Source organism: Siphonobacter sp. BAB-5385 (genome assembly GCF_002261125.1).
GTDB lineage: Bacteria > Bacteroidota > Bacteroidia > Cytophagales > Spirosomataceae > Siphonobacter.
This window is the reverse complement of the sequence record NZ_NMPS01000147.1, coordinates 89,809-113,562: the sequence shown is the minus strand read 5'-3', so window position 1 is coordinate 113,562 and position 23,754 is coordinate 89,809. Positions and strand designations below refer to the sequence as shown.

The following is a 23,754-nucleotide window of genomic DNA, read 5'->3' as shown; positions in this document are numbered from 1 at the left end:
GGTGTGGCAGGGAACAACGTTCCCTGCCACACATTGCCTCATCTCCATGATTAACAAGTATTTTCTACGATTGGCTTTAGGCTTAGGCTTGCTGGCTGGATTAGCCTGCTTTGCTTATTTCTACGTACTAAAGCTAACAGACGCCATGCCGCTGGGTACCCGCCGGAATCTGGGGATGATCCTCATGTGGGTAGCGATGGCCTTTGGAGCCCGCCGCTACTGGAAAAATGTCCGACGACCCATGAATTTTCTGGAAATCTTTGGGTTCTGCGTACTGGTCGTTTTGACGGCGAGTTTTGTGGACGGTTTATTGGTGGCGGGTTACGTTCGATATGTCGAACCTTCACTGGTTCCGGAATTTATCACGGATCTGAAACGTCTGGCCTTACAGGATCAGACGATGGTCAAAGAACAATTTGGCAATCAGAAAGATGCCGGTCCGGTTGACTTCAAGCTTTTTCTGGAGCAAATTGAGCAGATTTCCCCGGAATCTATTTTCTGGAGCAATTTTGGCATGTTACGCATGATTTTTCACTTCCTATACGCGGCTCTGGTAGCGATCTGGATTCGGAAAATGAGTGCCAGTAGTTAAGTTTATCACCCTACTTCGATTGTATCATTAACCCCTATCCACCTACTACACTATGGAACCAACCCCTTCTACTGCTCGTATCGCCATGAAATGGGGAGCGATTTCCGGGATCGTTACCGCTGTCTTCTCCATCAGTTATCAGGCGTTGAATATGATGCCTGATGATCCCATGAAAGCTAACATGGGCTGGGGTTTGCTGACCAATTTTCTACAAATCGGTTTTACGGTTTTAGTATTGGTGCTGGCAATGCGGGAATTTCGTACGCATAACGAAGGATATATTTCCTTTGGCCAGGGGGTAGGGATTGCGGCACTAACCGGAGCGGTATGGGGGGTACTATCGGCGGGTCTTATTTTGATCTATACGCAGTTCATTGATAATTCAGCTCAGGAAAAAACGCTGCGGGCTTTGCGGAATGCGTACGAAGAACGCGGCATGACCGAAGAGCAAACCGAAACGGCCATGCGATTCGTTACGCTGATGACCAATCCCGGTTTCAGTTTTGTAATGACCATCTTAACGGGCGTAATCGTGGGTACGGTACTGGGTCTGATCGTCGCCGCCGTTGTCAAGCGGGATCGCCCCATGTTTGGATAAGCGAATCCCGGAAAAATTTATCTGGCTCTTTTAGCGTTATACGCCCGGTTTCACTCTGCTATTTCTCCCTGTTTTTACGGTATGTTTACTATTTTCAAGAAAGAAGTCAATTCCTTTTTAAGCTCCCTGGTTGGATACGTCGTAATGGCGGTGTTTCTGCTGGCGATGGGCTTGCTGGTCTGGATCTTTCCTGATACGAGTGTGTTGAACAGTGGGTACGCAGATTTGGCGACGTTTTTCAATCTGGCTCCGTACGTGTTTTTGTTTTTGGTACCCGCCATCACCATGCGTTCCATTGCCGAAGAACGAAAAATTGGTACGCTGGAATTGCTGTTCACCAAGCCGCTAACCGAGTGGCAACTGGTCATTGGTAAATTTCTGGCAGCCTGTTTTCTGATTTTTCTGGCTTTGGTACCTACGCTGATCTACTACTACTCCGTGTATCAGTTAGGAAATCCGGTGGGAAACATTGATTCGGCGAGCGTACAGGGATCGTATATCGGCCTTTTTCTGCTGGGTTGCGTCTTTGCGGCCATCGGGCTGTTCACGTCTTCACTGACAGATAATCAGATCATCGCATTCCTACTGGGCGTGTTTATTAGTTTCCTGCTGTATGTCGGTTTAAGCTCCGTGGCTGGACTGGAAGTTTGGAATGGAGCCGCGTACTGGTTAGGCTGGCTGGGGCTGGATACGCAGTACAATGCCCTCGGACGAGGACTGATTGATTCACGGAATATCATCTACTTCCTTTCCTTAATTACCCTCGCTCTGGCGGGAACCCGCTGGAAACTAACGCAACGGGAGTAAGAGAATACTACAAGTGAAAAAGGCCGAAGGAATGATCTTCCTTCGGCCTTTTTCTTTGGAAACTATAGACTATTATTTAACAATAACCCCATCCGCTACGAAAACCACGGCTTTCTCAGGCTGTGTGATTTTGGCAATTTCTTCTTTTGATTTTCCAGCGTCTTCAGCGTAATGTTTGAGTTCATTCACGGGTGTAACGCGGGAGAAGGCCTGTCCTTCAAATACAACCGTTTTGCCTTCAATATCTTTTGGTACGAAGAAATCATAGTCTTTAAACGAAACCCGCATCGTCTTGCCTTCGGGCAGTTTCACTTTCATCCAGCAACCCTTCATCTTGCAAACGGATTCTACCGTACCTGTCACTTTGGTAGCAAGCGTATCGGATTTCTTCATTTGTTCCACCAATTGGGTGGTTGAAATCGCGTGATCGGTCGTGATTTTAGCTCCGTGGTAGGTGGCCTGAGCCTGGGCCGCCAGTCCGGCAAGGGCCAAGGCCAGGGTTAGAACGAATGATTTCATGGGTGTAAACGTTTGAATGGAATGCTAAAATACTGATTAACTGTAAATTATACAACGTTAGTTAATAACTTGCACCCAGCTCTTACACTGTTTCCCATCGGGAAAAGTGATCAGATAGTAATAGGTTCCCGGAGCTACGGAGGGGGTCCAGTCGTTTTGATAACTCACGTGTTGGTAAACGGCTTTCCCCCAGCGATTGAACACATCCAATTTTAGTCCGTTGGTACCAATCACAAACTGATCGTTTTTGCCATCCCCGTTGGGCGTTACCACGTTCGGCACTTCCAGCGGCGACTCAATGGTTATCGGCTGAGAAGCCGAAAGGGTACAACTTCCGCGTTTGGCAATTCCCGTCACCTGATACGTGCCGGGTTTAGGATACACGTAGGGAGAAGGCTGTTGCGTCGCCAGCGAATCACCATTGCCTAAATACCAGTCGTACTGATCGCCGCCCGCGTTCGACAGTTTGATGCGTACCTGCGTGGGTTTTACGCAGTCAAACACCTTTTCAACGGCAAAATCCGGCCGAAACGATTCATCAATGGTTACCGTGGCCGTAGCCTGTCCACGGCACCCTTTATTGTCTTTAACGATAACCGTATAGGCGGTACTTTGGGTGGGCTGTACCGTAATGGCTGCCTTACTACTGTCGCTGATGGCCGAGCCAGTCCATTGATACGAACTTCCACCCGTCGCCTGAATGCGAACCGTTTGGCCCTTGCAAATGACGGGTTCCGAAACTGTGACCTGAACCGGCAGCGGTTGAATGGTCACCGTAACCGACTTCTGTCCCGTACAACCTTTCGAATCGGAAGCCTGAACGGTATACGTAGTTGTTTCGGTAGGGGTGGCTACGGGATTAGCAATGGTGGTACTGTTAAGTGAGCCGTGGGCCGTCCACTGGTAATTCGATCCGCCGGAAGCCCGCAACTGTACCGTTCCGCCGAGACACATCGTCGTATCTTTGCTCACCTGAAAAGCGGGTTCAGAAACGCGAATGGTTCGTTGATACAGGGCCTCGCGTTTACAGCTCAAGGGGTTTCGGCCCACGAGCGTAATCACGTAGACGCCGGGCTTGGTAAAGGTAAACTCCCCCTGTACGGGATTCGTGGATTTGCCCAGATTCCCGAAATTCCACTCGTAGCTTTTTCCTCCGGTACTGGTATTGACAAATTGCAGTTTAGCGGGCGTGCAGACGTCGATCGTATCCTGCTTTTTGCCATTTAGGAACATATCGAACTTCACGTCCAGGTTGTCGATATCAAACTTAAAAACGGCGTTATTACAGTTGCCCGCCCGATTTACGGTAGACCAGGCTCCGGGGGTAGCAGGGAAGGAGGAAGGCTGACAGGAACAAACGGCCTGATAGACATACCCCCGTTTGTCGAAGCGAGAGGTACCACCATCCACGTGGTCGCCCCGGACGTCGGACGAACTGTTGGTATTGCCAAAAAACGTCGCGTACAGCAGGGACTTTGCTCCATTTTCTAACAGGGCCAGATAAAAATTACTACCATCCGTCGTTTTCTGAAAGGCGTCGGTGGTGACAGGCAGACCTTTGGTACTACTCGCCAGTGCCAGCGATGTTCCTATGCTAGCATTGACTTCGCCGCCCCAGCCTGCCAGGTAAATATTCCCGCATTCGTTGATGAGAAAAGCCGTTGGAGCGATGTCGGGTGTACCCCTACCGCTGCCAATGACGGTCGAAAAGAGCGTTCGATCCAGGGTCGGATCAAAGGCATGAATAAATTGCCCGCTGTTTCGGTTGGAGTATACCCCCGAGGTAACCGGGTATTTTCCACCGTTACTCAATCCTAATACGTAGACGTTTTCGTCCTTATCCAGATCCAGCAACATGGCTACGTCGGCGTTGCTGGTACCGATGCGTTTGGTTTTCTGTACGTTTCCGTCGGCATCCAGTTTGGCCAGCCAGCCATCCTCGGGGGTAGGCAGGTTATCGCGTACGGCTCCGCAGACGTAGATATTCCCCGAGGCCGCCGCCCGTATCCCGTATGCTCCGCTGAAGCCGGGCATAATCTTCGGTCTTTCCCAGATCAGTTTTGATAAATCGGGTGAGAATTTTAGAACGGTAGCAGCCAGCCGGTCGGGGCGGCTCAGGGGAAGTTCCGAGGGGGTAGTCGTTGCTACCAGTACATTATCCTGGGCGTCCGTAATGATCTCGCCCCGGTACGCATCTCCGTAATACTGAATGCTCAGAAGGGTATTGAGATTCAGACCATCGTTGGCCGTCGTTCCGTAATAAGTCGACGCCAGCAATGATTTTCCATCCGCACTAAGTTTTGCCAGAAAAATATCGCTACCGTTGTTGTAGTCCATTCCACTGAGTGGTTGTACGTAGGTGCCGCCGCTAAAATTGCGTTTGTGAGCTTGCGTACTGGTCGGGAAATTCTGGGAGGAAGTCGTGCCAAAAATCAGTAGTTCTCCCTTGGAATTAACGATGAGGCTATGCGGTATTTCCGTTTGCGTACCGCCCAGGTACGTAGCGTACAGTAAGCGGGTACCCGTTGGATTGAATTTGAGAATGGCGACATCCCAGAGGGTTTGGCCGCCGTTGCCGCCGTAGTTGATTTGATAGGCTCCCGCCGTTACGGGAAAACCAGACGCGTTCGTCGATCCACCGGAAATGAGGTTGCCTTCGGCGTCGTAGGTAGCGGTGTGGCCCCAGTTGTCGGAATAAGAACCGGAGAAACTGGCAAAGATTAACTCCGGATCAATGATCAGCGGATGTTTGGGATCGTAGCCGTTGGGTAAGTGAAAGCTCACTACGTTTTTCTCACGAACCGCGAAGTGACCTTTCACTTCCGTTGTTTTTCCTCGAATTTCCTGGTAATTATACGGATTCAGTTCCCGAAACCAGCCCATGGACGTGCGAACTTCCAGATTCCCGTGTTCGGATACGGATAGCTTTTCTGAGCCTTCGTACCGCATTTTAATCAGATCGGGGTTAGCTCCGCTGTGCACAATGAATTCGTACTTAATCGTCGAATGGTGAGCGTACAGTCGCAGATCAATACCCGGATACAATTCCTTGTATACGACTTCGCCGAATCCAGAAACGTTGGAAGCCCAGCGGCGGGCGTCATTTCCCAGGAAGTAATTTCGGGAAATTCCGTCTGAAAGGTCGCTTTTCAGGGTTGGGTTCGGATTGGAACCGTCAAAATAGACGCGTACGCCGTGCAGCTTTAAGGGCGTGTTGGCCGGTAAGGTTCGGTTATGAAGTTGCCTGAAGTAATCGGTATCGTAGAAAACGTAATCCATCCCATCCGTCCGCAAGTCGAGCTGACCGCCCGGAATCTGAATGCGGTACCGCACGCTGGCGTCCCATTGACCCTGGTTGGGAATGAAAGTAACGGGCTGATTGTCAGCAAATGCAGATAAAGTAAAAAAGATAAGCAGGCAGGTAAACAAGTTCCGCATAGCTTCGGCGAGGTTAGGCAACTAATATACGCAATGCTACCGAAAACGAAGAATTTCAATCGCCGCTTTTTTACTTATACGCCTGAATATCAATTACTTTTTCACAGAACTGGTACTCGGCAGGCACGTTTGAAGCAATGATTAGTGTTTGATTGGCATCCAGTTTCTGAACTTCCTCAAAATACCAGTCGCTGTTGCGGGTATCCAGGTTTGAAGTGGGTTCGTCCAGAATGACCAGCGGTACGTTCGAGTAGAAAGCCAGTCCAAGTTTGAGCCGCTGTTTCATGCCCGAAGAAAAATTCCGGATGAATTTATCGCGAGAAGCTTTCAGGTCCAGTCGTTCAATGAAGGCGGATGTACTCAGATTCTGCTTGAAAGGCTTGAACTTCTGGTGGAAATCAACGAGTTCGCTCAGCGTAAATTCTTCAATCAGTTCCAGATACGGAGCGGCGATACTGACCTGTCGGAAAAAGTGATCCGATGGAATCTCATTGGATCCCTCGAAGTACTGAATCTTGCCTTCGCTGGCGGGCATCGCACCCGTGAGGACCTGAAGAAGCGTAGATTTGCCGGAGCCATTCGGACCCGTAATGGCCAGCCGGTCGCCGGCAGCAAGTTCGAGGGATAAGCGGCGGAAAATCCATTCCCGAATAAACCGTTTACCCAGCTGTTCGAGAATGATCTGCATGGGAAAGAAAGAAAAAGGTCAGAAGACATGATTCTGACCTTTTCAAAAAGTGTTATTCTACGGATGTCCCTTTGCCGGGGCCTTTCATAATACCTCGTTCGGAGGAGCGGATGAAGTTGATAATTTCGTCCCGTTCAGCCGAAGCAGGGAGTTCAATTTCGATCCGGTGCAGGGCTTCAGCATTGTTGTAGCCTTTCAGATATACGTAGCGATAAATCTCCTGAATTTCGGCAATTTTCTCGTTGCTGAATCCCCGCCGCCGCAGGCCAATGGAGTTCAAACCGACGTAAGCAATGGGTTCCCGGCCCGCTTTCGTATACGGAGGAATATCCTTCAATACGTGCGAACCGCCACCAATCATGGCGTGAGGCCCAATTTTCGAAAATTGATGGATTGCGGTTGTGCCTCCGATAAAAGCCCAATCCCCTAATTCCACGTGACCAGCCATTTGTACACTATTGGCCATAATGCAATAGTCGCCAATGACACAGTCGTGGGCAATGTGCGTATAGGCCATGAGCAGACAGTGGCTGCCAATAACCGTTTTACCCGCTGCTTTCGTGCCTTTGTTAATGGTTACGCATTCCCGAATCGTAGTATAGTCACCAATGGTAGTCAAGGTTTCTTCGCCTTCGAATTTCAGGTCCTGCGGTACGGCCGAGATGCTGGCACCGGGAAAAATTTGAACATTCTTCCCAATACGGGCTCCTTCGAAAATAGTAACATTGGAGCCAATCCAGGAACCTTCACCGATTTCAACATTTTTATGAATGACCGCAAAGGGTTCGATGACCACATTGGGGGCAATTTTTGCATCAGGGTGAACGTATGCTAAGGGCTGTATCATTCTGTTCATTGCCAGAATACGGTACGCTTACTTCACCTACCGTAAACGGGTCGGCTTATTTTTTACGTACTAAACTTGCGGTCATGTCACTCTCCATCACCAGTTGACCAGCCACCCAGGCCTGTCCGTGCATTTTGGCAATACCCCGTTTCATGGGAGCCATAAATTCGCACTTGAAAATAACGGTATCACCAGGCACTACGTTACGACGGAACCGGCAGTTTTCGATAGCCGCCAGGTAGGCCCAGTAGTTTTCCGGATCGGGTACGGTACTCATCACCAGGATACCACCCGTTTGAGCCATGGCTTCGATTTGCAGTACACCCGGCATCACCGGATTCTCGGGGAAGTGTCCAGTAAAGAAAGGTTCATTGATGGTTACATTCTTGACACCTACTACACTGGATTCATCCATGTGAATGATTTTATCAATCAACTGGAAGGGATAGCGGTGAGCCAGCAAATTGGAAATCTGTTTGATATCCATGACCGGCGGAACCTTCGGATCGTATACCGGAATACTGGGTTTTTGGGTTTCCCGCATCAGCTTCTTGATTTTTTTAGCCATTTCCACGTTGGCAGCGTGACCTGGGCGAGCCGCCAGGATTTGTGCTTTCAACGGACGGCCTACCAAAGCCAGATCACCTACCACGTCGAGCAGTTTGTGACGAGCAGGTTCGTTGGCATAGTGCAGGTCAATATTATTGAGAATACCCTTGCCAGGTACTACACTGACGCGAGGCTTACCAAGTAAAGAGGACAGGTGATCGAGCTCCCCGTCTTCAAACTCCCGGTCTACAATGACAATGGCATTGGAAAGGTCACCGCCTTTAATCAGGTTGGCTTTGAAAAGAGCTTCCAGTTCGTGCAGAAAGCAGAAGGTACGGCTCCTGGCAATTTCCTGTTTAAAGAGTGTAATATCATTCAGGCTGGCGTGCTGGCTGCTCAGAACTTTCGAGTTATAATCGACCATTACCGTTACCCGGTAGTCATCGAGCGGTAAAGCAGCAATTTCTACGTCGCGGTCGCGATCCCGGTAACGTACTTCCGAAGGAACTTCGAAATAATTACGCAAGGCATTTTGCTCAACCAGTCCGGCATCGTCAAGGGCTTCGATAAACTTGATGGAAGAACCATCCATGATGGGCGGTTCGGGACCATCGAGCTGAATGAGGCAGTTGTCGATCTGAAGGCCCACCAAAGCGGCTAGCGTGTGCTCAACTGTATGCACCCGGGCTCCGTTGTGTTCAAGCGTGGTACCGCGGGATACATCAACTACAAAGTCAACGTCAGCATCGACGATGGGCTGACCCGGTAAATCAATCCGCTGGAATTTGTAACCGTGGTTGACTGGAGCCGGCTGAAACGTCATGGACGCGATTACGCCGGTATGTAACCCTACGCCGGAAACGGTGACGGGCTTCTGAATGGTGTGCTGTTTAAGATTCATCTTGGATGGATGAACAGCTATCGATTAGGGTCTTTGTAAATCCTTGAATCTTTCCTGAATTACCTCAAAAAAGGAAGCGAGGAAAGCGTTTATCGACTCACTGCTGAACTACTGAATACTATTAGCGGGCAAAGATAATTCTTTCAGAATTTTTTCCAGTTCCCGAACCCGCTTTTCCAATTCGGGAAGTCGACGAACCAGTACTTGCGACTTGAGGTTCTCCCGGTTTTCTGCGGCGGGAGAGCCACTCAGTATGGTTCCCGGCTTCTCAATCGACTTCGAAATTCCGGATTGAGCCGTAATGATTGTATGGTCAGCAAGACGCAGGTGACCCGAAATGCCCACCTGGCCTCCAATCATGCAATAATCACCGATTTTACAGGAACCTGAAACGCCCGACTGAGCGGCCATAACCGTGTGGCGACCAATTTCAACGTTATGAGCAATCTGGATCAGGTTGTCGAGCTTGGCTCCTTCCCGGATGATGGTTGAATCCTCCGGCATGGTTGCACAATCAATCGTAGTGTTGGCACCGATGGATACGTAATCTTCCAGAATCACATTACCCAGCTGGGGAATGCTTTTGTAACTACCGTCGGTTTGCGGAGCAAAACCAAAGCCATCGGATCCGATTACGGCGTTCGCATGAAGGGTACAGTTTGAACCAATCCGGCAGTTGTCGTAGACTTTTACGCCTGAATACAGAATGGTATTATCGCCAATCACTACGTTATCACCAATGTAGACTTGGGAGTAAATTTTTACATTCTTTCCAATCCGGCAGTTGTCGCCAATGCTGGCAAACGCTCCCAGATAAACACCTTCACCAATTTCTGTATGCTGGCCCCGGTGTACGGGCTCTTCAATGCCTGATTTGCGGAAACTCAGGGCATTATGATAGACTTCCAGCAGGCGGGTAAAGGCCGTGTAGGCGTTATCTACCAGAATAAGCGTGGGCGTATACGCTTTTTTAGGCTCGAAATCTCTGCTAACGATAACGGCCGAGGCAGCGGTTGTATAAAGGTATTGCTCGTACTTGAGGTTGGACAAAAAACAAATAGCTCCTTGCGTCCCTTCTTCGATCTTGGCCAGACGACTAACCTTCTGATCAGCAGGACCCTTTACTTCACCGCCCAAAAGCTGGGCCACCTGTGCAATTGTGAACTCCATGGAGAATATAGAAAACGACGGTTAGGAATAGTTTCCTCGGTCACGTATGTATTGCTCTTGCCTTAGGAAAATACAACAAAACTGCCTATAAACCGGGTTTTTTGTGGCAAAGATACAAGACTTTTGAAATGAAAAAGAACGGGAGTCTATCCAGTATGAAAAAATGATTTATTTTTCGTAAACCTGAGCTATTCAGCTAATTACTCCGTACAGACCGAATATTCTTCCCGTACATAGACCTGCTGATTCCGAGGGGTTTCGCATTTTAAAAACGCTTACCGAAAGAACTTGTTTTAAGGAAAGCTAAAAAACAGACATTCCTCCGCACGTTTACATCCGTACGGAGGAATGGCAGGAATGGAATCATGGGGTCTTAATCGTGCTGAACACGGGGCCGGTTCCAGTGCAGCATGGGGCTTTTACGAATGGGAATGACCAGATTGGTAAAGGCAATCAGAATTACCGAAATCGTCAGTACCAGAATGCAGATCTCACACACGTACACAATGGTCATGTTAGGATCCGGCGTTTGATAGCGTTTCAGGATAATACCCACAATGGCCCAGATGACGACCAGTCCGTACGAAACACTGCGAAGCGTAAACAGCACCAGCTGAGCGAGAATGGTCCCCGTAATGATCATAATAACCGCCCAAACTTCTGCGGAAATACCCAGTTGATTCCAGTTGATACTGACCAGCCATGCCGTGATATTGGTGATGGCTGCGATAGAAATCCAGCCCGCGTATAAGCCAAAGGGCGTGCGAACTACAAACCGCTGTCCCCAGGTGGTATCCAGGTCAGAAACTTCGTGAGCCCGCACCAGCAGGGTTAACTGCGTAACCAGAATGGCAAGCATGATCACTACAGAAAACGTCACGTACTCATAATGCCAGGCAACAATCCAGCAGGCATTCAGCAGGTTGGAAGCAATAAACCAGCCACTCAGGCGGCGTACCAGACGGTTGACATATTCGCTAGAAACGGAGCTAAATAGTCCTTTTAATTGATAGAATACGAAAAGGGCCGTGGTTGCGTAAATCACGCTCCATACGGAGAAGGTAAGCCCAGCGGGTGTAAACAGGTTGGGATACTGGTCTGATAGTTGTTTGGTGGACTTGTCATTCAAGGGCAGACTTACCGCCGCCCAGTTCACCACCAGCGTAACCAGAAACGTAAGAAAATTTAAAATTTGCAGCGTTTTGATGCCGAACGATGGCCGGGATTCGGGCCGAATATCAGAATGAACATATGTTTTCATGGCTATATAGATTGATTAAGCAAGGTTCCGGTTCAAATCAGTGTTTATCATAGTATCCTTTCAGGCTTGCTACGTTGACGTGGGGTATCTGGCCCTGTTCGAGGTTTTTGGGTTCAATTTCCTGTTCATAAACAATAACGGTCTCGTTTTTGGGTACAATACCCCGCCCGTATTGCTTGACATAGACTTTAGTAAACTCCGCTCCGAAGTACAGAATAGCTGCCGAATAGTTCACCCAAAGCAAAATAATGACCAGCGAGGCGGCTGACCCGTAAGTAGAGCTGAGATTGGACTGGCCCAGGTACAAGCCGATCAGAAACTTTCCTACCATAAAAAGGATCGCCGTAAATCCTGCCCCAATAAAGGAATCTTTCCAGTATAGTTTTCCATCAGGCAGTACATTGAAAATCAAAGCAAACAGTACCGTGATAACCGTAAAAATGAAAGCGATATTGATGATGTACACAACGACTACCATCTGACTATTGAAAAGTCGTTCCAGTTGAGAGCTGAATACATCCAGCAGGGAATTGAGCAGAAGGGATACGAGCAGGATGAAACCCATACTAATAATCAGCGAAAAGGACAGGAGCCGATTGATGAGTAGCTTCAGCCAGCCTTTCTTGGGTTTGGCCCGTAAGGACCAGATGCGGTTGATAGAATCCTGCATTTCTCCGAATACCCCCGTAGCTCCAATCACCAGCGTTCCGATACCCAGGGTTAAGGCCAGCGGTGAACGATTGGAAAGCTCGGCCCTACGAATGATTTCCTGAATCTGAATCGCTGCCTCCTTGCCTACGAGCCCCTGTATCTGTCCGAAGACCTGACCCTGAATGGCATCCTGACCGTAGAAAATACCCAGCAGCGAAATAATCACCAGCAGCATCGGAGCCAGGGAAAAAATCATGTAGTAGGAAAGTGAAGCACTCATCTTAAGTGCGTTGTCACTGGAAAATTCATTATAAACTTCAATGAAAAAGTTAGCAATGCTTTTCAGACGATTCATGGGTCTTAATAAGGGATTATCAAAGTAGATGGGTGGGGTACCATTTATATGCCACTTCCATTCCCCGTTGTACCTCAAGGGTTTTTCCCCGCGGTGGGGAATTATTTTCTCGAACTTTTACGACTCTGACGTATAGAGGGCGAATTCAAGTTAAAAACGCAGGTACTGGCACAGTGGCAAAGAGTTTTTATCCCAGTAACGCAAATACCAACTCACGTAAAACTTTCAAAACTTTAACCATCATGAGAAGTCTATTGTATATCGTCGCCGTCATTTTGATCATCGGCTGGTTAATCGGAGTAGTAGGATATAGTGCCGGAGGTCTTATCCACATTCTGCTTGTAATTGCTGTTATCTCCCTGTTACTGACTTTCATTCGGAGAGGTACAGTATAGCAGAATCCAGCTATTAATCACCGCCCACATTAAATCATTATGTCACTAGCTCTTATTATGTTGTTGACCCTGGGAGTAGGGGCTGCAATCGCCGCTATCATGGATATGGTAAGTTCAAAGAAAGATTTGGGCTACTATCGACCACAGCGTAAAATAGAGCGTACAGAATTTAATAACTTCATGCGAACCATTCGTAGTAAATCGGCTCGTGTGTAATTAATAGATCTTACCCGAAAGGGTTTGTTAGGTTAGGTAAAACAATGGGGGAAAAGGAAAGTCCAGCAGCCATGCTTCTGGACTTTTTTGTTTGTATACGCGAACGCTCAATGCCTATACGAGCTTTCAATAGGCATGAATGACCGTTTATCCAAAAAACATTCGGCACTTTCACGCTCCTGCTGTATCATTGAATGAATGAATCAAGGATACAGATGATGGGAAAAGCCTGGCTGTTCGGAATAAGCCTGCTACTGGCTGGCCCGGTTTGGGGGCAAACGAATACAGCACCGAAGCGTTCGCTTCAGGAATGTGTGGACATTGCCTGGAAAAATAACCTGGATGTCAAGCAGAGCGAAATACAGGTTGCCGTGAATCGCAATACCCTGGATCAATCCAGATTTACCCGTCTGCCTACCCTGAATACGGCAATCACGCAAGGGCTAAACCTGGGTCGGAACATTGATCCCTTCACCAACACATACGTAACCCAAACGCTTAATTACAATAACGCCAACCTGACTTCCACTGCCATTATTTACAATGGTGGGATTGTTAACAATACCATCAGACAAAATCAGCTGAATGTTCAGGCCAGCGAATTCGATGTACAGGCTACCCGTGATCAGGTTGCCTTGAATGTTGTACTGGCGTATTTACAGGTGCTTAACAACGAAGATGTGCTGGCTGTATCCCGTACGCAGGTAGAGATTACGCAGCAACAGGTCACCCGTACTGAAAAACTGGTCAATGCCGGAGCTTTGCCGCAGGCTAATCTGCTGGATTTACAGGCACAGTTTGCCAACGATGAACTGTCGGTCGTAACGGCGGAGAATAATCTGGCGATCTCCAGAGTTCAGTTGCTGCAACTGATGAACGAGCCGGAAATTCGGGAATTAGTGCTGGACCGAATGAGCATCAATACGCCCGATGACACCTACCAAACGCCTATTCAGGATATTTACGCCACGGCAGTGCAGACCCAGTCGGCCGTAAAAGCGGCAGATCTTCGGACCCTGAGTGCCCGCAAAGGCGTAGATATTGCCCGGGGTGGTTACTTCCCCTCGCTGGGTTTTAACTTGTCCGTGGGCAGTAACTATTCGAGTGCCGCCCGCCGTTCGCTGGCCGGTACGCCCACAACGATTACCAATACGGCATTCGTTGAGTTCGAAGGGCAGCAGGTGCCTATTACTTTCACCACGACTCAGCCCGGTTTTCTTACCCAGAATATTCCCTGGTCGGAACAGCTTACCAATAACCTCAACGGTGGGATAGGATTAAGCCTGCGAGTTCCCATTTTCAACGCCTATCAGGTTCGGTATCGGGCTTCTACGGCTAATCTGAATGTAAAAAGTCAGGAGTATCAGGCGGCGAATGTGCGGCTGCAATTGCGGCAGAATATCGAACAGGCCTACGTAAACATGACCTCCGCTGCCAAACGTTATGCCTCGCTCACCCGGCAGGTGGAATCACTGGAGCTGGCGTTCAAAGCCGCCGAAAGCCGATTCAATGCAGGAGCCATCAATTCAGTGGATTACAATCTGGCAAAGTCGAATCTGGATCGCTCCCGGATCAATCAGATTCAGGCGAAGTACGATTATGTGCTGAGAATCAAAGTACTGGATTACTACCAAAATAAGCCGCTATCGTTTTAAAGCGGAATACTATACACTTGATATTGCCTAAAGTCCTAGTTATGAAACGTTCCTCAAATCGAATTTGGTGGATTCTCGGCGTAGTGGTGATTCTGCTGTTTGGCGGGCTATTCATAGCCAAGTCAGCCGGTTGGATTGGAAAAGAAAAAGCCGAAGAAGCGACTTTTAGCGTAGTAAAAGCGGCCGATATTGTCGAACGCGTCAGTGCGTCCGGTAAGGTACAGCCAGAGGTTGAAATTAAAATCAGCCCGGACGTATCGGGGGAAATCATTGAGTTGAAGATTCACGAAGGTGACTCCGTCGTGAAAGGTCAATTACTGCTTCGCATTCGCCCGGACAACTATGAGTCGCTGGTAGCTCGGGCCAAAGCAGCATTGAACCAGTCTAAAGCCAGTTACGAACAGACGAAATCGGCCCTGGGGCAGGTAGACGCTCAGTTGATACGGGCTCAGGCTGATTATAACCGGAACAAAAAACTCTACGCGGATAAAGTCATTTCGGATGCTGATTTCGAAACGGTTGAAGCCAATTATAAAGTAGCCCGGCAAAATGTAGAATCAGCCCGAGCCAATATCGAAGCCGCCCGATTCGCCGTTGAAAGTGCCGATGCCGGCTTACGGGATGCCAATGAAACCTTGCGTAAAACCACGATTTACGCCCCCTCCAACGGAATTATTTCCAAGCTGGACGTTGAGTTAGGCGAACGCGTTGTAGGAACCTCGCAAATGGCCGGTACGGAGATGCTGCGGATCGCCAATCTGAACAACATGGAGGTACGGGTCAACGTCAATGAAAACGACATTGTTCGGGTAAACGTGGGGGATTCGGTGATTATCGACGTGGATGCGTATTCCTATTCCGGTCGAAAATTCAAAGGCCTGGTTACTTCCATTGCCAATACGGCCAATGGCAGTGGTTCACTGTCGGCAGCGGCCAGCTCTACGGATGCAGTGACGGAATTTGAAGTGAAAATCAGAATTTTACCGGAATCCTACCTGGATCTGGTAGATCGAAAAAATAAACGTAGCTTTCCTTTCCGTCCCGGTATGACCGCTTCTGTTGAGGTTGTTACAGATCGCAAAAACGGTGTACTCAGCGTGCCCATTGCCTCAGTGACTACGCGTAGTGAAGAAAAGGAAACGGCTACTGCCGATCCTCAATCGCAAAAGCCCCGGGCCGAAGCTCGTCCGCAGGAAGTAGTCTTTATTCACAAAAACGGCGTAGTGGAGATGCGTCCGGTGAAAACGGGCATTAGCGATTTTGAAAATATTGAAATTCTTTCGGGCCTCAAAGCCGGTGAAGAAGTTGTATCCGGGCCCTTTACCCTCGTTTCGAAAACGCTTAAAGCCGGGGATAAGGTGATGAAGAAAGTGGAAAAAGAAAAGAAATAGTTTGTTGGTGACGAACAAAATCCCCGCCGCCTGGATGGGGATTTTTTGTTTAAAGGGCAGGCGTAGTCACCCATTTTTGGAGTCGTAATAAATGCCGTAGATGGAATAATCCATGAGGGATAGCAGAGGACGTCTAGTCCATATGCACACGTACCAATTCAATCAAAATACTTCCCAGGAGATCCATTATCCGCAACATCCGCTACGGATATTCAGGACTAGGGTGTGCCTACTTTATCCATCCGTTCGAATCATATTCGCCAGAATGCCTCCCTCCGTTAGTAAGGTTTCGGTTCGCTCGGGGCGGGCATCCGTAAGAAACACCTGCCCAAAGGTTCCATCCTTCATCATGGTCATTAATTTGGCGATTCGGCGGTCATCGAGTTTATCGAAAATATCGTCGAGTAAGAGAATGGGTTGCCAACCTTTTTCCTGGGTCAATAAGCGAAACTGAGCCAGTTTCAGAGCTACTACGAAAGATTTCTGCTGCCCCTGCGAGCCGAATTTCTTAAGTGGGTACGCGTCAATTTCAAACGCGTAATCGTCCCGATGCACGCCCAGGGTCGTACGTTGGGCGGCTACATCCCGGTGGCGATTTAGCCAGAATTGTTGTCGAAAGTGCTCAGGGTCTACTTCCGACTCATACCTGATTTCGACGGCCTCCCGACTTTCACTCAACTCCGCGTAATGCTGCTGGAAAACGGGTAAAAATTCAGCTAGGAAGGCTTGCCGATGTTCGTGTAACCGCAAAGCCAGATCGACCAGCGGCTGCGAATACGCTTCAAGCAAGTCTTCGTCGGTGTAATGGCGTTCGTGAAATTGCTTCAGAAGTACATTCCGCTGTTCCAGAATCCGGTTGTACTGGAGCAAATCGCTCAGGTAATCGGGGCGTTGCTGGGAAAGTACCCCGTCAAAAAATTTCCGGCGTTCTTCCGAACCCTCCCGAACCAGATCCGTATCATCGGGAGCAATCAGTACCACGGGAAATTTTCCAATATGATCGGCCAGTCGTTCATACGGTTTCTTATCGTGCAGCACGGCCTTCCGCTGACCCCGGGGGAGGGAAATGGTGATTTGCTGCGTCCGTACCGAAGTAGCCACTGGAGCCGCTTCATCGGCCGTGGATTCCGATGGAGTGATGGAAAAATTTCCGTCAATCACCATGTAATCAGCCCCGTGCTGAATGGACAAAGCGTCCTGACTGGTCAGTGCACTTTTGGTCAGCGATAAAAAATAAATGGCGTCGAGCAGGTTGGTTTTTCCGCTACCATTCTCGCCTACAATGGCATTTACCCGCTCAGAAAATTGAAAGCTTCCCGATTCGTAGGATTTATAATGCGTTAAATGAAGGCGTTCGAGAAAAAGCATCTTTGTGTTTTGACGATTGCAGGCTAATTTCGCCGAAAGTTTTGTACCAAGGTTTTCCAGATTCGTGCCTTCGGCCGGAGAAAAAGTCGGAAAATCGGACATTATTTCCATTCTTCTTAATCCCGCGTTCAATGGCAAAAAAAGAAAAAGCCGAAGCGAAGGTAAAATACCCGAAAGAAACCTACCTCTATTGGTTTGAAAATATGCTGCTTCAGCGGCGTTTTGAAGAAAAAGCCGGACAGCTCTACGGACAACAAAAAATCCGGGGTTTCTGTCACTTGTACATCGGTCAGGAAGCCTGCTCGTCGGGTTGCGTATCGGCCCTGACGAAAGATGACAAGTGGATCACCGCATACCGTGACCACGGATTTCCCCTGGCTCTGGGTACCAGCCCAAATGCGATCATGGCCGAATTGTTCGGTAAAGCTACGGGTACGACCAAAGGAAAAGGCGGATCGATGCACATTTTCGACAAAGAAGTGAACTTCGTCGGAGGCCATGGCATCGTAGGTGCTCAGATTCCGCTGGGAGCGGGTATCGCCTTTGCTGAGAAGTATCTCAAAACGAAAAATTTGTGTATCTGTTTCTTTGGCGACGGTGCCGTTCGTCAGGGAGCTTTGCACGAAGCCTTTAACATGGCCATGACCTGGAAACTGCCCGTCATTTTCGTGGTAGAAAACAATGGTTACGCCATGGGAACGTCTGTCGCACGGACGTCTAACGTAACGGATCTGTATACCATTGGCGAGGCCTACGATATGCCTTCGGAGCCCGTAGATGGTATGAGCGTAGAAGCCGTACACGAAGCCGTAAGCCGGGCTGCCGAGCGGGCTCGTAGCGGCGAAGGTCCTACCTTCCTCGAATTCAAAACGTACCGCTACCGGGGTCACTCGATGTCCGATCCTCAGAAGTACCGGACGAAAGATGAGGTAGAAGAATACAAACGCCGTGACCCGATTGAGTGGGTACGGGCTACGATCCTCGAAAACGAGCTGGCTACAGAAGAAGATCTGGCTGCAATCGAAGATAAGATTAAGGAGCAGGTGGCAGAATCGGTGAAATTTGCCGAAGAATCACCCTGGCCAGATCCGAGCGAAGCGTACAAAGACGTATACGTTCAGGAGGATTATCCGTTTATTCAGGAGTAATAGCGTTATTAGTTGTTCGTTTTTTGTTGCTGGAAGTTTCCTGCTACATGAGGCCAACGAATGATAAGTAGTACGGGTGAAAGGCATTAAATCGATGCCTTCACCCGTATTGTTTTTGAGGTATATAGAAATGTAGTTTGTAATTATCTAATACTGCAAACGAGTAATAGGCATTACATACGACGTGTTCCCCGCATTGCATACGGGGCTAATGAGGTTGAACTCCTTCGGAGTTAAAGGAGCGTTTAGAGGAACATTTTAATCCTACCTAATCCATTCTTTCCAGTAAAACAACCTCATCAACAACCAATAACTAACAACTAACAACCAAATTTAACCCTATTCTTCCCAGCCAAACGACCGTCGCACGGCCTTTCGCCAGCTTCGGTACATGGCGTTACGTTTGGCCCGGGCCATTTGCGGTTTCCAGGTTTTTTCGATGCCCCAGTTCTGGCGTAGATCATCGAGGTCTTTCCAGTAACCCACGGCCAGTCCGGCGGCGTAGGCGGCTCCCAGAGCGGTGGTTTCAATCATGGTCGGACGTACCACGGGAACGTTCAGTAAATCCGACTGGAATTGCATGAGCAGTTCGTTGACCGTCATACCGCCATCCACGCGTAATTCCGAGAGGCGTACTCCCGCATCTTTCTCCATGGCTTCCAGAATTTCCAGCGTTTGAAAGGCGGTGGCTTCCAGAGCGGCCCGCCCCAGGTGACCTTTGGTGACGAAACGGGTCAAACCAGCCACGACGCCCCGGGCATCGCTTCGCCAGTAGGGAGCATACAGCCCCGAAAAAGCCGGTACGAAATAACAGCCGCCGTTGTCTTCCACGGTACGGGCCAGCGTTTCAATGTCTGAACTTTTCTCAATCAGACCCAGATTATCGCGTAACCACTGTACCAAAGCCCCGGCAATGGCTACGGAACCTTCCAATGCATACTGAACCGGCTGATTGCCCAACTGATACGCTACGGTCGTTACGAGGCCGTGGGTGGATTGGGTCAGCGAGTCGCCGGTATTGAGTAGCATGAAGCAGCCCGTGCCGTAGGTATTCTTGGCTTCTCCCGGACGAAAACAGGTTTGCCCCACCAGGGCCGCCTGCTGATCGCCCAGAACGCCCGCGAGCGGTACGCCTTCGAGTACACCCTTGGCCGTTGCGTACACTTCTGAAGAGGAACGGATTTCGGGCAGGATACTGCGGGGAATGCCAAACGTTTCCAATAAGCCTTCATCCCATTGCAAGGTACGTAGGTCCATGAGCTGTGTTCGGCTGGCGTTGGTGACGTCGGTCAGGTGCAGGCCCCCTTTCATACCGCCCGTCAGGTGCCAAAGCAGGTATGTGTCCATCGTGCCGAACAGTACTTCTCCTTTCAATGCATCCTTCTCCAGCGTAGCAACGTTTTTCAACAGCCACTTGATTTTCAAACTGCTGAAGTACGTGGCCAGCGGCAGTCCTGTTTGTTCTCGAAAGCGGTCCGGACCTCCTTCGGCGGATAACTCAGTCACCAGCGTACTCGTTCGCGTATCCTGCCAGACTAATGCATTGTAATACGGTTTGCCGGTATAGCGATTCCACATCACCGTAGTCTCCCGCTGGTTGGTAATACCCACTGCAATGAGGTCCTTGGGCGTCAGATTGGCCTGTTTCAACGCCTTTTGAATGACTTCTTTGGTATTACACCAGATTTCATCGGGATTGTGTTCTACCCAGCCGGGTTGCGGGTACAATTGGGCATGCTCTTTCTGAGCCAGTGAAATAATCTGCCCCTGTTTATCAAAAATAATAAATCGGGTACTCGTCGTACCCTGATCAATCGATCCAATGTACATGTTGTCGATGGTTTTAATTGGAGGAGTCAGGGAACTAGTGAAAAGCCATGAATAACAGGCTACCCGCTACACCCCCGAGTAAGGAGGCCACCACGGGAATCCAGGCGTAGCCCCAGTCGGAAGGGCCTTTGCCGGGAATGGGTAGTAAGGCATGAGCGATTCGCGGGGCCAGGTCACGGGCCGGACTCATGGCGTAACCGGTCGTGCCACCCAGTGATAAGCCAATACTCCACACCAGTAAGCCTACCAGATAAGGGCCCAGGCCAATGGCCAGTTCGCCCGCCCCGGAAATGGCACTCACGCCGATGATGAGTACAGCCGTGGCAATAAACTCGGAGATAAAATTACCAGTCCGGTTCCGTACCGAGGGGCCCGTAGCAAATACGGCCAGCTTCGTGCTGGACTCGGGCGTTACGGCCCAGTGGGGCAGGTACTGTAACCAGACGAGTACGGCCCCCAGGAAGGCTCCGATCATCTGAGCCAGCCAGTAAGGTAGAAGCGTGGAAAAATCCTGATTAGAGACGGCAAAGGCCAGCGTAACGGCCGGATTGAGGTGAGCATCCGAACTACCGAAGGCTTTGGCTACGAAGATGCCCAGCATGACGGCAAAGCCCCAGCCGGCGGTAATCACGATCCAGCCGCTGTTTTCACCTTTGGAATTCTTTAGCAATACATTGGCTACGACGCCATCGCCCAGTAGAATTAAGACGAGCGTACCCATGAGTTCACCCCAGAATGCTTGCATAAATGGTTAGAGGAGTAGAAATGACTTTTTGTACAAAGAAAAGAATGAAAAGGATTTAGTCAAGCATAAGCTAAAAGTACAGCCTTCTGAAAAGAAAAAACGCAGGAACCGGATTGCTCGGATTCCTGCGTTTGGGGAAAGTCTTTCGTTAGTCTTTCTTCTTTTTATCCTTCTTGGAATCTTTATCATCCTTCCCGCCGAAGATTCTTTCCAGCAGGCCCTTTTTCTCTTCTTTCTTTTCACCCACGCTTCCCAGATTAATTTCGTGGTCGATGGAAGGCTGGATCGCCTGAATGAAGGCATTTTGCAGAATAGTACCAATCATAAACCAGACGTTTGTATCGGGCTCTTTGATGTCTCCCTCGAAAGGAATTTTAGTAGCTAACTGGTTCTTCGATTGATTTTTAAAGGCAAAAGCCACCGTGCCAACGACGCCTTCCCAGAGTTTTTGCAGAAAATTATCCTTGCGATCCTCCGGGCCGAGTATTTTCAGATTTTTGATCAAAGGCTTTACGTAACCATTAAAACGCCCTTCCTTGGCTGCTGCTTCGGCGTAGAGGCCAAACGTCCCTCGGTTGACATCAATCTTTGCATACGCTTTAAAGAAATCATTAAGCTTCACCAGATTAGTCCCTTTAACCTCGGCGTTTACATCAAATGTAGGTTGTCGAGCCAGCAGGTTTAGTCGGCCATTGATATCCAGCTCGCCTTCGTAGACATTGGCGTGAGCCGTAACCGTAGAAGGGAGTACACTCGTCGAGTCGTAGCTGTTTCGCAGGTTGAGGGCCAGCAGATGAGCGTTGGTCAGGGCAATATCTACCCGAGGTTTGGAGTGTTCATCCACGTACTCAATTCGGCCATCGTTGATTTCGACCCGGTTGACATCCAGAGGCATGAAATCATTCAACAGATCCCGGAAATCACTCGAATCTTTCTTGACCTGATTGGGCTCTACCTTGTCCTTGGTAAAGCGAAGCAGGGGCGATTCGAAGACCAGTTCCCCCACAATCGATCCTTTGAAAAGGGCTTTCCATTCCACAGAAAGGTCAATGAGTTTGGCTCCGAAAAACGGCGTTTGCCGCTGCGTTGTGGAGTCGTATTTATTGAGATATACGCTGTCGATCTTATACGCACCTCGCAACAGGGCAATATCAATATCCTTGATGTGACCACGGTATCCGTTCATGGTAGACAACGTTTTGTTGGCGTAATGCAGCACCACGTAGGGTAGAGCAATCCGGGCAATGATCAGTAAAGCCAGGATACTCATCACAATAATGAGGGTCTTCTTTTTACGGGTTGTTTTCTTTGGAGGATTCATATCCAGCAACTTGGTAGAACGGAACCTCTTTCCGAAAAATCAGTGCCACTATACGTTTGACTGTAGTGGGTAGCCAGTCAGGTATGTTTGAATTACGCAAGGATTCGTTTGGCTGGCGTAAGTTTCAAACGCCAATCTGCCCCTACTTTTGTTCCATAAAAAATGTAAATAGTATGGAAAAAGTCTGGTTTGTCACGGGAGCATCCAAAGGATTAGGACGCTCGCTGGTAAAAAACTACTCGCTACGGGTCAGCGGGTAGCCGCTACCTCCCGGCAGGTAGAGTCCCTCATGGAGGCAGTAAGTACACCTTCCGACCAGTTTCTGCCTTTACAAGTAGATTTAGCTAACGAGGCCTCCGTTCGGGAAGCCGTACAGAAGACCCAGGAAACCTTCGGTGCCCTTGACGTGATCGTCAATAATGCGGGGTACGGAATCGGCGGTAGTATCGAAGAACTAACCGACGCCGAAACGCGTACCAGCTTCGACGTCAATGTTTTCGGTACCCTTAATGTCATTCGTGCCGTGATGCCGTACCTGCGGCAGCAGCGGGCGGGGCATATCATCAATATTGCTTCCATCGCTGGCTTCGCGGCCAATACGGGTTGGGCTATTTACGGGGCCAGCAAGTTCGCAGTAGTGGGACTTTCCGAAGTACTCGCGGAAGATGTGAAGGAATTCGGTATCAAAGTGACCGTGCTTGAGCCCGGAGCCTTTCGTACGCAGTTTCTTACCAAAGAATCCCTCGTTTTTGCTCAGAACGCCATTGAGGACTATCAGGCCATTCGTAACTCGCACGCGAAATACGCGGCTATGGACGGTGTGCAACAAGGCGACCCCGAACGGGCAGCGGAAGTCATCGTGCAGGTAGCCGCGATGGAACAGCCACCGGTTCGCTTGTTCATGGGTAGTGACGCTTACCGACGGGCCTTGCAGAAGCTGGAGATCGTTCGGCAGGATTTGGAGACGTATCAAAAACTTTCCTTTGCCACAGATTTTCAGTAAGTAAAGAAGGAGCAAAAGAGTAGGGGGGTACACCAGCAGAAGAGGCTGGCGTAACCCCTTACTCTTTTACCGATAAGAATTCACAGAATGTTACAATACTTAAGCTTCAAACACTCCTGTGATTCTGGCGTTTTACAGGATTCATGCAAAGAATTAATCAGTATTGATAACCTTTCGGGGGAGATGGGGATGAATAGTTAAATTCTCATCCAATATGAAGGTACTTGCTACTTCTATACGTATACTCAAAAGCTTATTTAGGAGCAGGAACTTCATCTGTACTTAACACCAAGGTAGTGGAATTGA

The 23,754-nt window shown here is 49.1% G+C and carries 20 protein-coding genes; 8 read left to right on the top strand and 12 right to left on the bottom strand.

Translation table 11 applies throughout. The features are described from left to right. Positions 1–46 precede the first annotated feature (46 nt). The 3 genes from BWI93_RS14380 to gldF all read left to right on the top strand — a co-directional run bounded on the left by BWI93_RS14380 (position 47) and on the right by gldF (position 1,997). Positions 47–592 carry a DUF4199 domain-containing protein gene (locus tag BWI93_RS14380; RefSeq protein ID WP_094812458.1) on the top strand — a complete coding sequence of 182 codons (546 nt, stop codon included), beginning with the start codon at positions 47–49 and terminating at the stop codon, positions 590–592. Between the two features lie 52 nt (positions 593–644). Continuing rightward, positions 645–1,190, top strand: coding sequence for a DUF4199 domain-containing protein (locus BWI93_RS14375; protein ID WP_094812456.1), 546 nt, complete (start codon positions 645–647; stop codon positions 1,188–1,190). 81 nt (positions 1,191–1,271) lie between these two features. Further along, positions 1,272–1,997, top strand: a complete 726-nt coding sequence (gene gldF, locus BWI93_RS14370; protein ID WP_094812453.1) for a gliding motility-associated ABC transporter permease subunit GldF — start codon at positions 1,272–1,274, stop codon at positions 1,995–1,997. 72 nt (positions 1,998–2,069) lie between these two features. Here the strand turns inward: gldF and BWI93_RS14365 are convergent, their stop codons facing one another. The 8 genes from BWI93_RS14365 to BWI93_RS14330 form a co-directional block, all read right to left on the bottom strand. Next, positions 2,070–2,516 carry a DUF4920 domain-containing protein gene (locus BWI93_RS14365; RefSeq protein WP_094812451.1) on the bottom strand — a complete coding sequence of 149 codons (447 nt, stop codon included), beginning with the start codon at positions 2,514–2,516 and terminating at the stop codon, positions 2,070–2,072. Between the two features lie 57 nt (positions 2,517–2,573). Beyond that, positions 2,574–5,954: a gliding motility-associated C-terminal domain-containing protein gene (locus BWI93_RS14360; RefSeq protein WP_094812449.1), complete on the bottom strand. Its 3,381-nt coding sequence runs from the start codon at positions 5,952–5,954 to the stop codon at positions 2,574–2,576. Positions 5,955–6,024: 70 nt separating this feature from the next. Next, a complete protein-coding gene (locus BWI93_RS14355) occupies positions 6,025–6,642 on the bottom strand; it encodes an ATP-binding cassette domain-containing protein (RefSeq protein WP_094812447.1) in 618 nt (205 codons plus the stop codon). Positions 6,643–6,694: 52 nt separating this feature from the next. Further along, the gene (gene lpxA, locus BWI93_RS14350) at positions 6,695–7,489 is read right to left on the bottom strand and encodes an acyl-ACP--UDP-N-acetylglucosamine O-acyltransferase (RefSeq protein ID WP_094812445.1); all 795 of its coding nucleotides are present in this window, start codon (positions 7,487–7,489) and stop codon (positions 6,695–6,697) included. A 55-nt stretch (positions 7,490–7,544) separates the two neighbouring features. Beyond that, a complete protein-coding gene (locus BWI93_RS14345; RefSeq protein WP_094812443.1) occupies positions 7,545–8,939 on the bottom strand; it encodes a bifunctional UDP-3-O-[3-hydroxymyristoyl] N-acetylglucosamine deacetylase/3-hydroxyacyl-ACP dehydratase in 1,395 nt (464 codons plus the stop codon). A gap of 108 nt (positions 8,940–9,047) precedes the next feature. After that, entirely contained in the window at positions 9,048–10,109 is a 1,062-nt protein-coding gene (gene lpxD / locus BWI93_RS14340) for a UDP-3-O-(3-hydroxymyristoyl)glucosamine N-acyltransferase (protein ID WP_094812441.1), read from the bottom strand. 373 nt (positions 10,110–10,482) lie between these two features. Next, the gene (locus BWI93_RS14335; RefSeq protein ID WP_094812439.1) at positions 10,483–11,370 is read right to left on the bottom strand and encodes a hypothetical protein; all 888 of its coding nucleotides are present in this window, start codon (positions 11,368–11,370) and stop codon (positions 10,483–10,485) included. A 37-nt stretch (positions 11,371–11,407) separates the two neighbouring features. After that, positions 11,408–12,376 carry a YihY/virulence factor BrkB family protein gene (locus BWI93_RS14330; RefSeq protein ID WP_094812437.1) on the bottom strand — a complete coding sequence of 323 codons (969 nt, stop codon included), beginning with the start codon at positions 12,374–12,376 and terminating at the stop codon, positions 11,408–11,410. A gap of 242 nt (positions 12,377–12,618) precedes the next feature. Here BWI93_RS14330 and BWI93_RS27470 point away from each other — a divergent pair, with 242 nt between their 5' ends. From BWI93_RS27470 to BWI93_RS14320, 3 genes are all read left to right on the top strand, one after another. Beyond that, positions 12,619–12,771, top strand: a complete 153-nt coding sequence (locus BWI93_RS27470) for a lmo0937 family membrane protein (RefSeq protein ID WP_141217469.1) — start codon at positions 12,619–12,621, stop codon at positions 12,769–12,771. Between the two features lie 431 nt (positions 12,772–13,202). Then, positions 13,203–14,642 carry a TolC family protein gene (locus tag BWI93_RS14325; protein WP_176454226.1) on the top strand — a complete coding sequence of 480 codons (1,440 nt, stop codon included), beginning with the start codon at positions 13,203–13,205 and terminating at the stop codon, positions 14,640–14,642. Between the two features lie 41 nt (positions 14,643–14,683). Continuing rightward, complete coding sequence (locus tag BWI93_RS14320) at positions 14,684–16,033, top strand: efflux RND transporter periplasmic adaptor subunit (protein WP_094812433.1); 1,350 nt, start codon at positions 14,684–14,686, stop codon at positions 16,031–16,033. Between the two features lie 234 nt (positions 16,034–16,267). Here BWI93_RS14320 and BWI93_RS14315 read toward each other — a convergent pair whose 3' ends face one another. Then, complete coding sequence (locus BWI93_RS14315; protein WP_094812556.1) at positions 16,268–17,401, bottom strand: DNA replication/repair protein RecF; 1,134 nt, start codon at positions 17,399–17,401, stop codon at positions 16,268–16,270. 131 nt (positions 17,402–17,532) lie between these two features. Between BWI93_RS14315 and pdhA the strand changes: the two genes are divergently transcribed. Beyond that, the gene (pdhA, locus tag BWI93_RS14310; RefSeq protein ID WP_094812431.1) at positions 17,533–18,549 is read left to right on the top strand and encodes a pyruvate dehydrogenase (acetyl-transferring) E1 component subunit alpha; all 1,017 of its coding nucleotides are present in this window, start codon (positions 17,533–17,535) and stop codon (positions 18,547–18,549) included. Between the two features lie 339 nt (positions 18,550–18,888). On the opposite strand, the gene glpK is transcribed toward pdhA, so the two are convergent. The 3 genes from glpK to BWI93_RS14295 all read right to left on the bottom strand — a co-directional run bounded on the left by glpK (position 18,889) and on the right by BWI93_RS14295 (position 22,445). Further along, a complete protein-coding gene (gene glpK, locus BWI93_RS14305) occupies positions 18,889–20,379 on the bottom strand; it encodes a glycerol kinase GlpK (protein ID WP_094812429.1) in 1,491 nt (496 codons plus the stop codon). A 34-nt stretch (positions 20,380–20,413) separates the two neighbouring features. After that, positions 20,414–21,124, bottom strand: coding sequence for an MIP/aquaporin family protein (locus BWI93_RS14300; RefSeq protein ID WP_094812427.1), 711 nt, complete (start codon positions 21,122–21,124; stop codon positions 20,414–20,416). A gap of 148 nt (positions 21,125–21,272) precedes the next feature. Next, a complete protein-coding gene (locus BWI93_RS14295; protein WP_094812425.1) occupies positions 21,273–22,445 on the bottom strand; it encodes a DUF748 domain-containing protein in 1,173 nt (390 codons plus the stop codon). Positions 22,446–22,734: 289 nt separating this feature from the next. Between BWI93_RS14295 and BWI93_RS14290 the strand changes: the two genes are divergently transcribed. After that, on the top strand, positions 22,735–23,448 hold the full coding sequence (locus tag BWI93_RS14290; protein ID WP_369679157.1) for an SDR family NAD(P)-dependent oxidoreductase: 714 nt from the start codon (positions 22,735–22,737) through the stop codon (positions 23,446–23,448). Positions 23,449–23,754: the final 306 nt, after the last annotated feature.

Excerpts from the sequence above, each read along its gene's own strand:
- BWI93_RS14380 (WP_094812458.1), top strand. The coding sequence starts at position 47 with ATGATTAACAAGTATTTTCTACGATTGGCTTTAGGCTTAGGCTTGCTG.
- BWI93_RS14375 (WP_094812456.1), top strand. The coding sequence starts at position 645 with ATGGAACCAACCCCTTCTACTGCTCGTATCGCCATGAAATGGGGAGCG.
- gldF (WP_094812453.1), top strand. The coding sequence starts at position 1,272 with ATGTTTACTATTTTCAAGAAAGAAGTCAATTCCTTTTTAAGCTCCCTG.
- BWI93_RS14365 (WP_094812451.1), bottom strand. The coding sequence starts at position 2,516 with ATGAAATCATTCGTTCTAACCCTGGCCTTGGCCCTTGCCGGACTGGCG.
- BWI93_RS14360 (WP_094812449.1), bottom strand. The coding sequence starts at position 5,954 with ATGCGGAACTTGTTTACCTGCCTGCTTATCTTTTTTACTTTATCTGCA.
- BWI93_RS14355 (WP_094812447.1), bottom strand. The coding sequence starts at position 6,642 with ATGCAGATCATTCTCGAACAGCTGGGTAAACGGTTTATTCGGGAATGG.
- lpxA (WP_094812445.1), bottom strand. The coding sequence starts at position 7,489 with ATGATACAGCCCTTAGCATACGTTCACCCTGATGCAAAAATTGCCCCC.
- BWI93_RS14345 (WP_094812443.1), bottom strand. The coding sequence starts at position 8,939 with ATGAATCTTAAACAGCACACCATTCAGAAGCCCGTCACCGTTTCCGGC.
- lpxD (WP_094812441.1), bottom strand. The coding sequence starts at position 10,109 with ATGGAGTTCACAATTGCACAGGTGGCCCAGCTTTTGGGCGGTGAAGTA.
- BWI93_RS14335 (WP_094812439.1), bottom strand. The coding sequence starts at position 11,370 with ATGAAAACATATGTTCATTCTGATATTCGGCCCGAATCCCGGCCATCG.
- BWI93_RS14330 (WP_094812437.1), bottom strand. The coding sequence starts at position 12,376 with ATGAATCGTCTGAAAAGCATTGCTAACTTTTTCATTGAAGTTTATAAT.
- BWI93_RS27470 (WP_141217469.1), top strand. The coding sequence starts at position 12,619 with ATGAGAAGTCTATTGTATATCGTCGCCGTCATTTTGATCATCGGCTGG.
- BWI93_RS14325 (WP_176454226.1), top strand. The coding sequence starts at position 13,203 with ATGATGGGAAAAGCCTGGCTGTTCGGAATAAGCCTGCTACTGGCTGGC.
- BWI93_RS14320 (WP_094812433.1), top strand. The coding sequence starts at position 14,684 with ATGAAACGTTCCTCAAATCGAATTTGGTGGATTCTCGGCGTAGTGGTG.
- BWI93_RS14315 (WP_094812556.1), bottom strand. The coding sequence starts at position 17,401 with ATGCTTTTTCTCGAACGCCTTCATTTAACGCATTATAAATCCTACGAA.
- pdhA (WP_094812431.1), top strand. The coding sequence starts at position 17,533 with ATGGCAAAAAAAGAAAAAGCCGAAGCGAAGGTAAAATACCCGAAAGAA.
- glpK (WP_094812429.1), bottom strand. The coding sequence starts at position 20,379 with ATGTACATTGGATCGATTGATCAGGGTACGACGAGTACCCGATTTATT.
- BWI93_RS14300 (WP_094812427.1), bottom strand. The coding sequence starts at position 21,124 with ATGCAAGCATTCTGGGGTGAACTCATGGGTACGCTCGTCTTAATTCTA.
- BWI93_RS14295 (WP_094812425.1), bottom strand. The coding sequence starts at position 22,445 with ATGAATCCTCCAAAGAAAACAACCCGTAAAAAGAAGACCCTCATTATT.
- BWI93_RS14290 (WP_369679157.1), top strand. The coding sequence starts at position 22,735 with ATGGAGGCAGTAAGTACACCTTCCGACCAGTTTCTGCCTTTACAAGTA.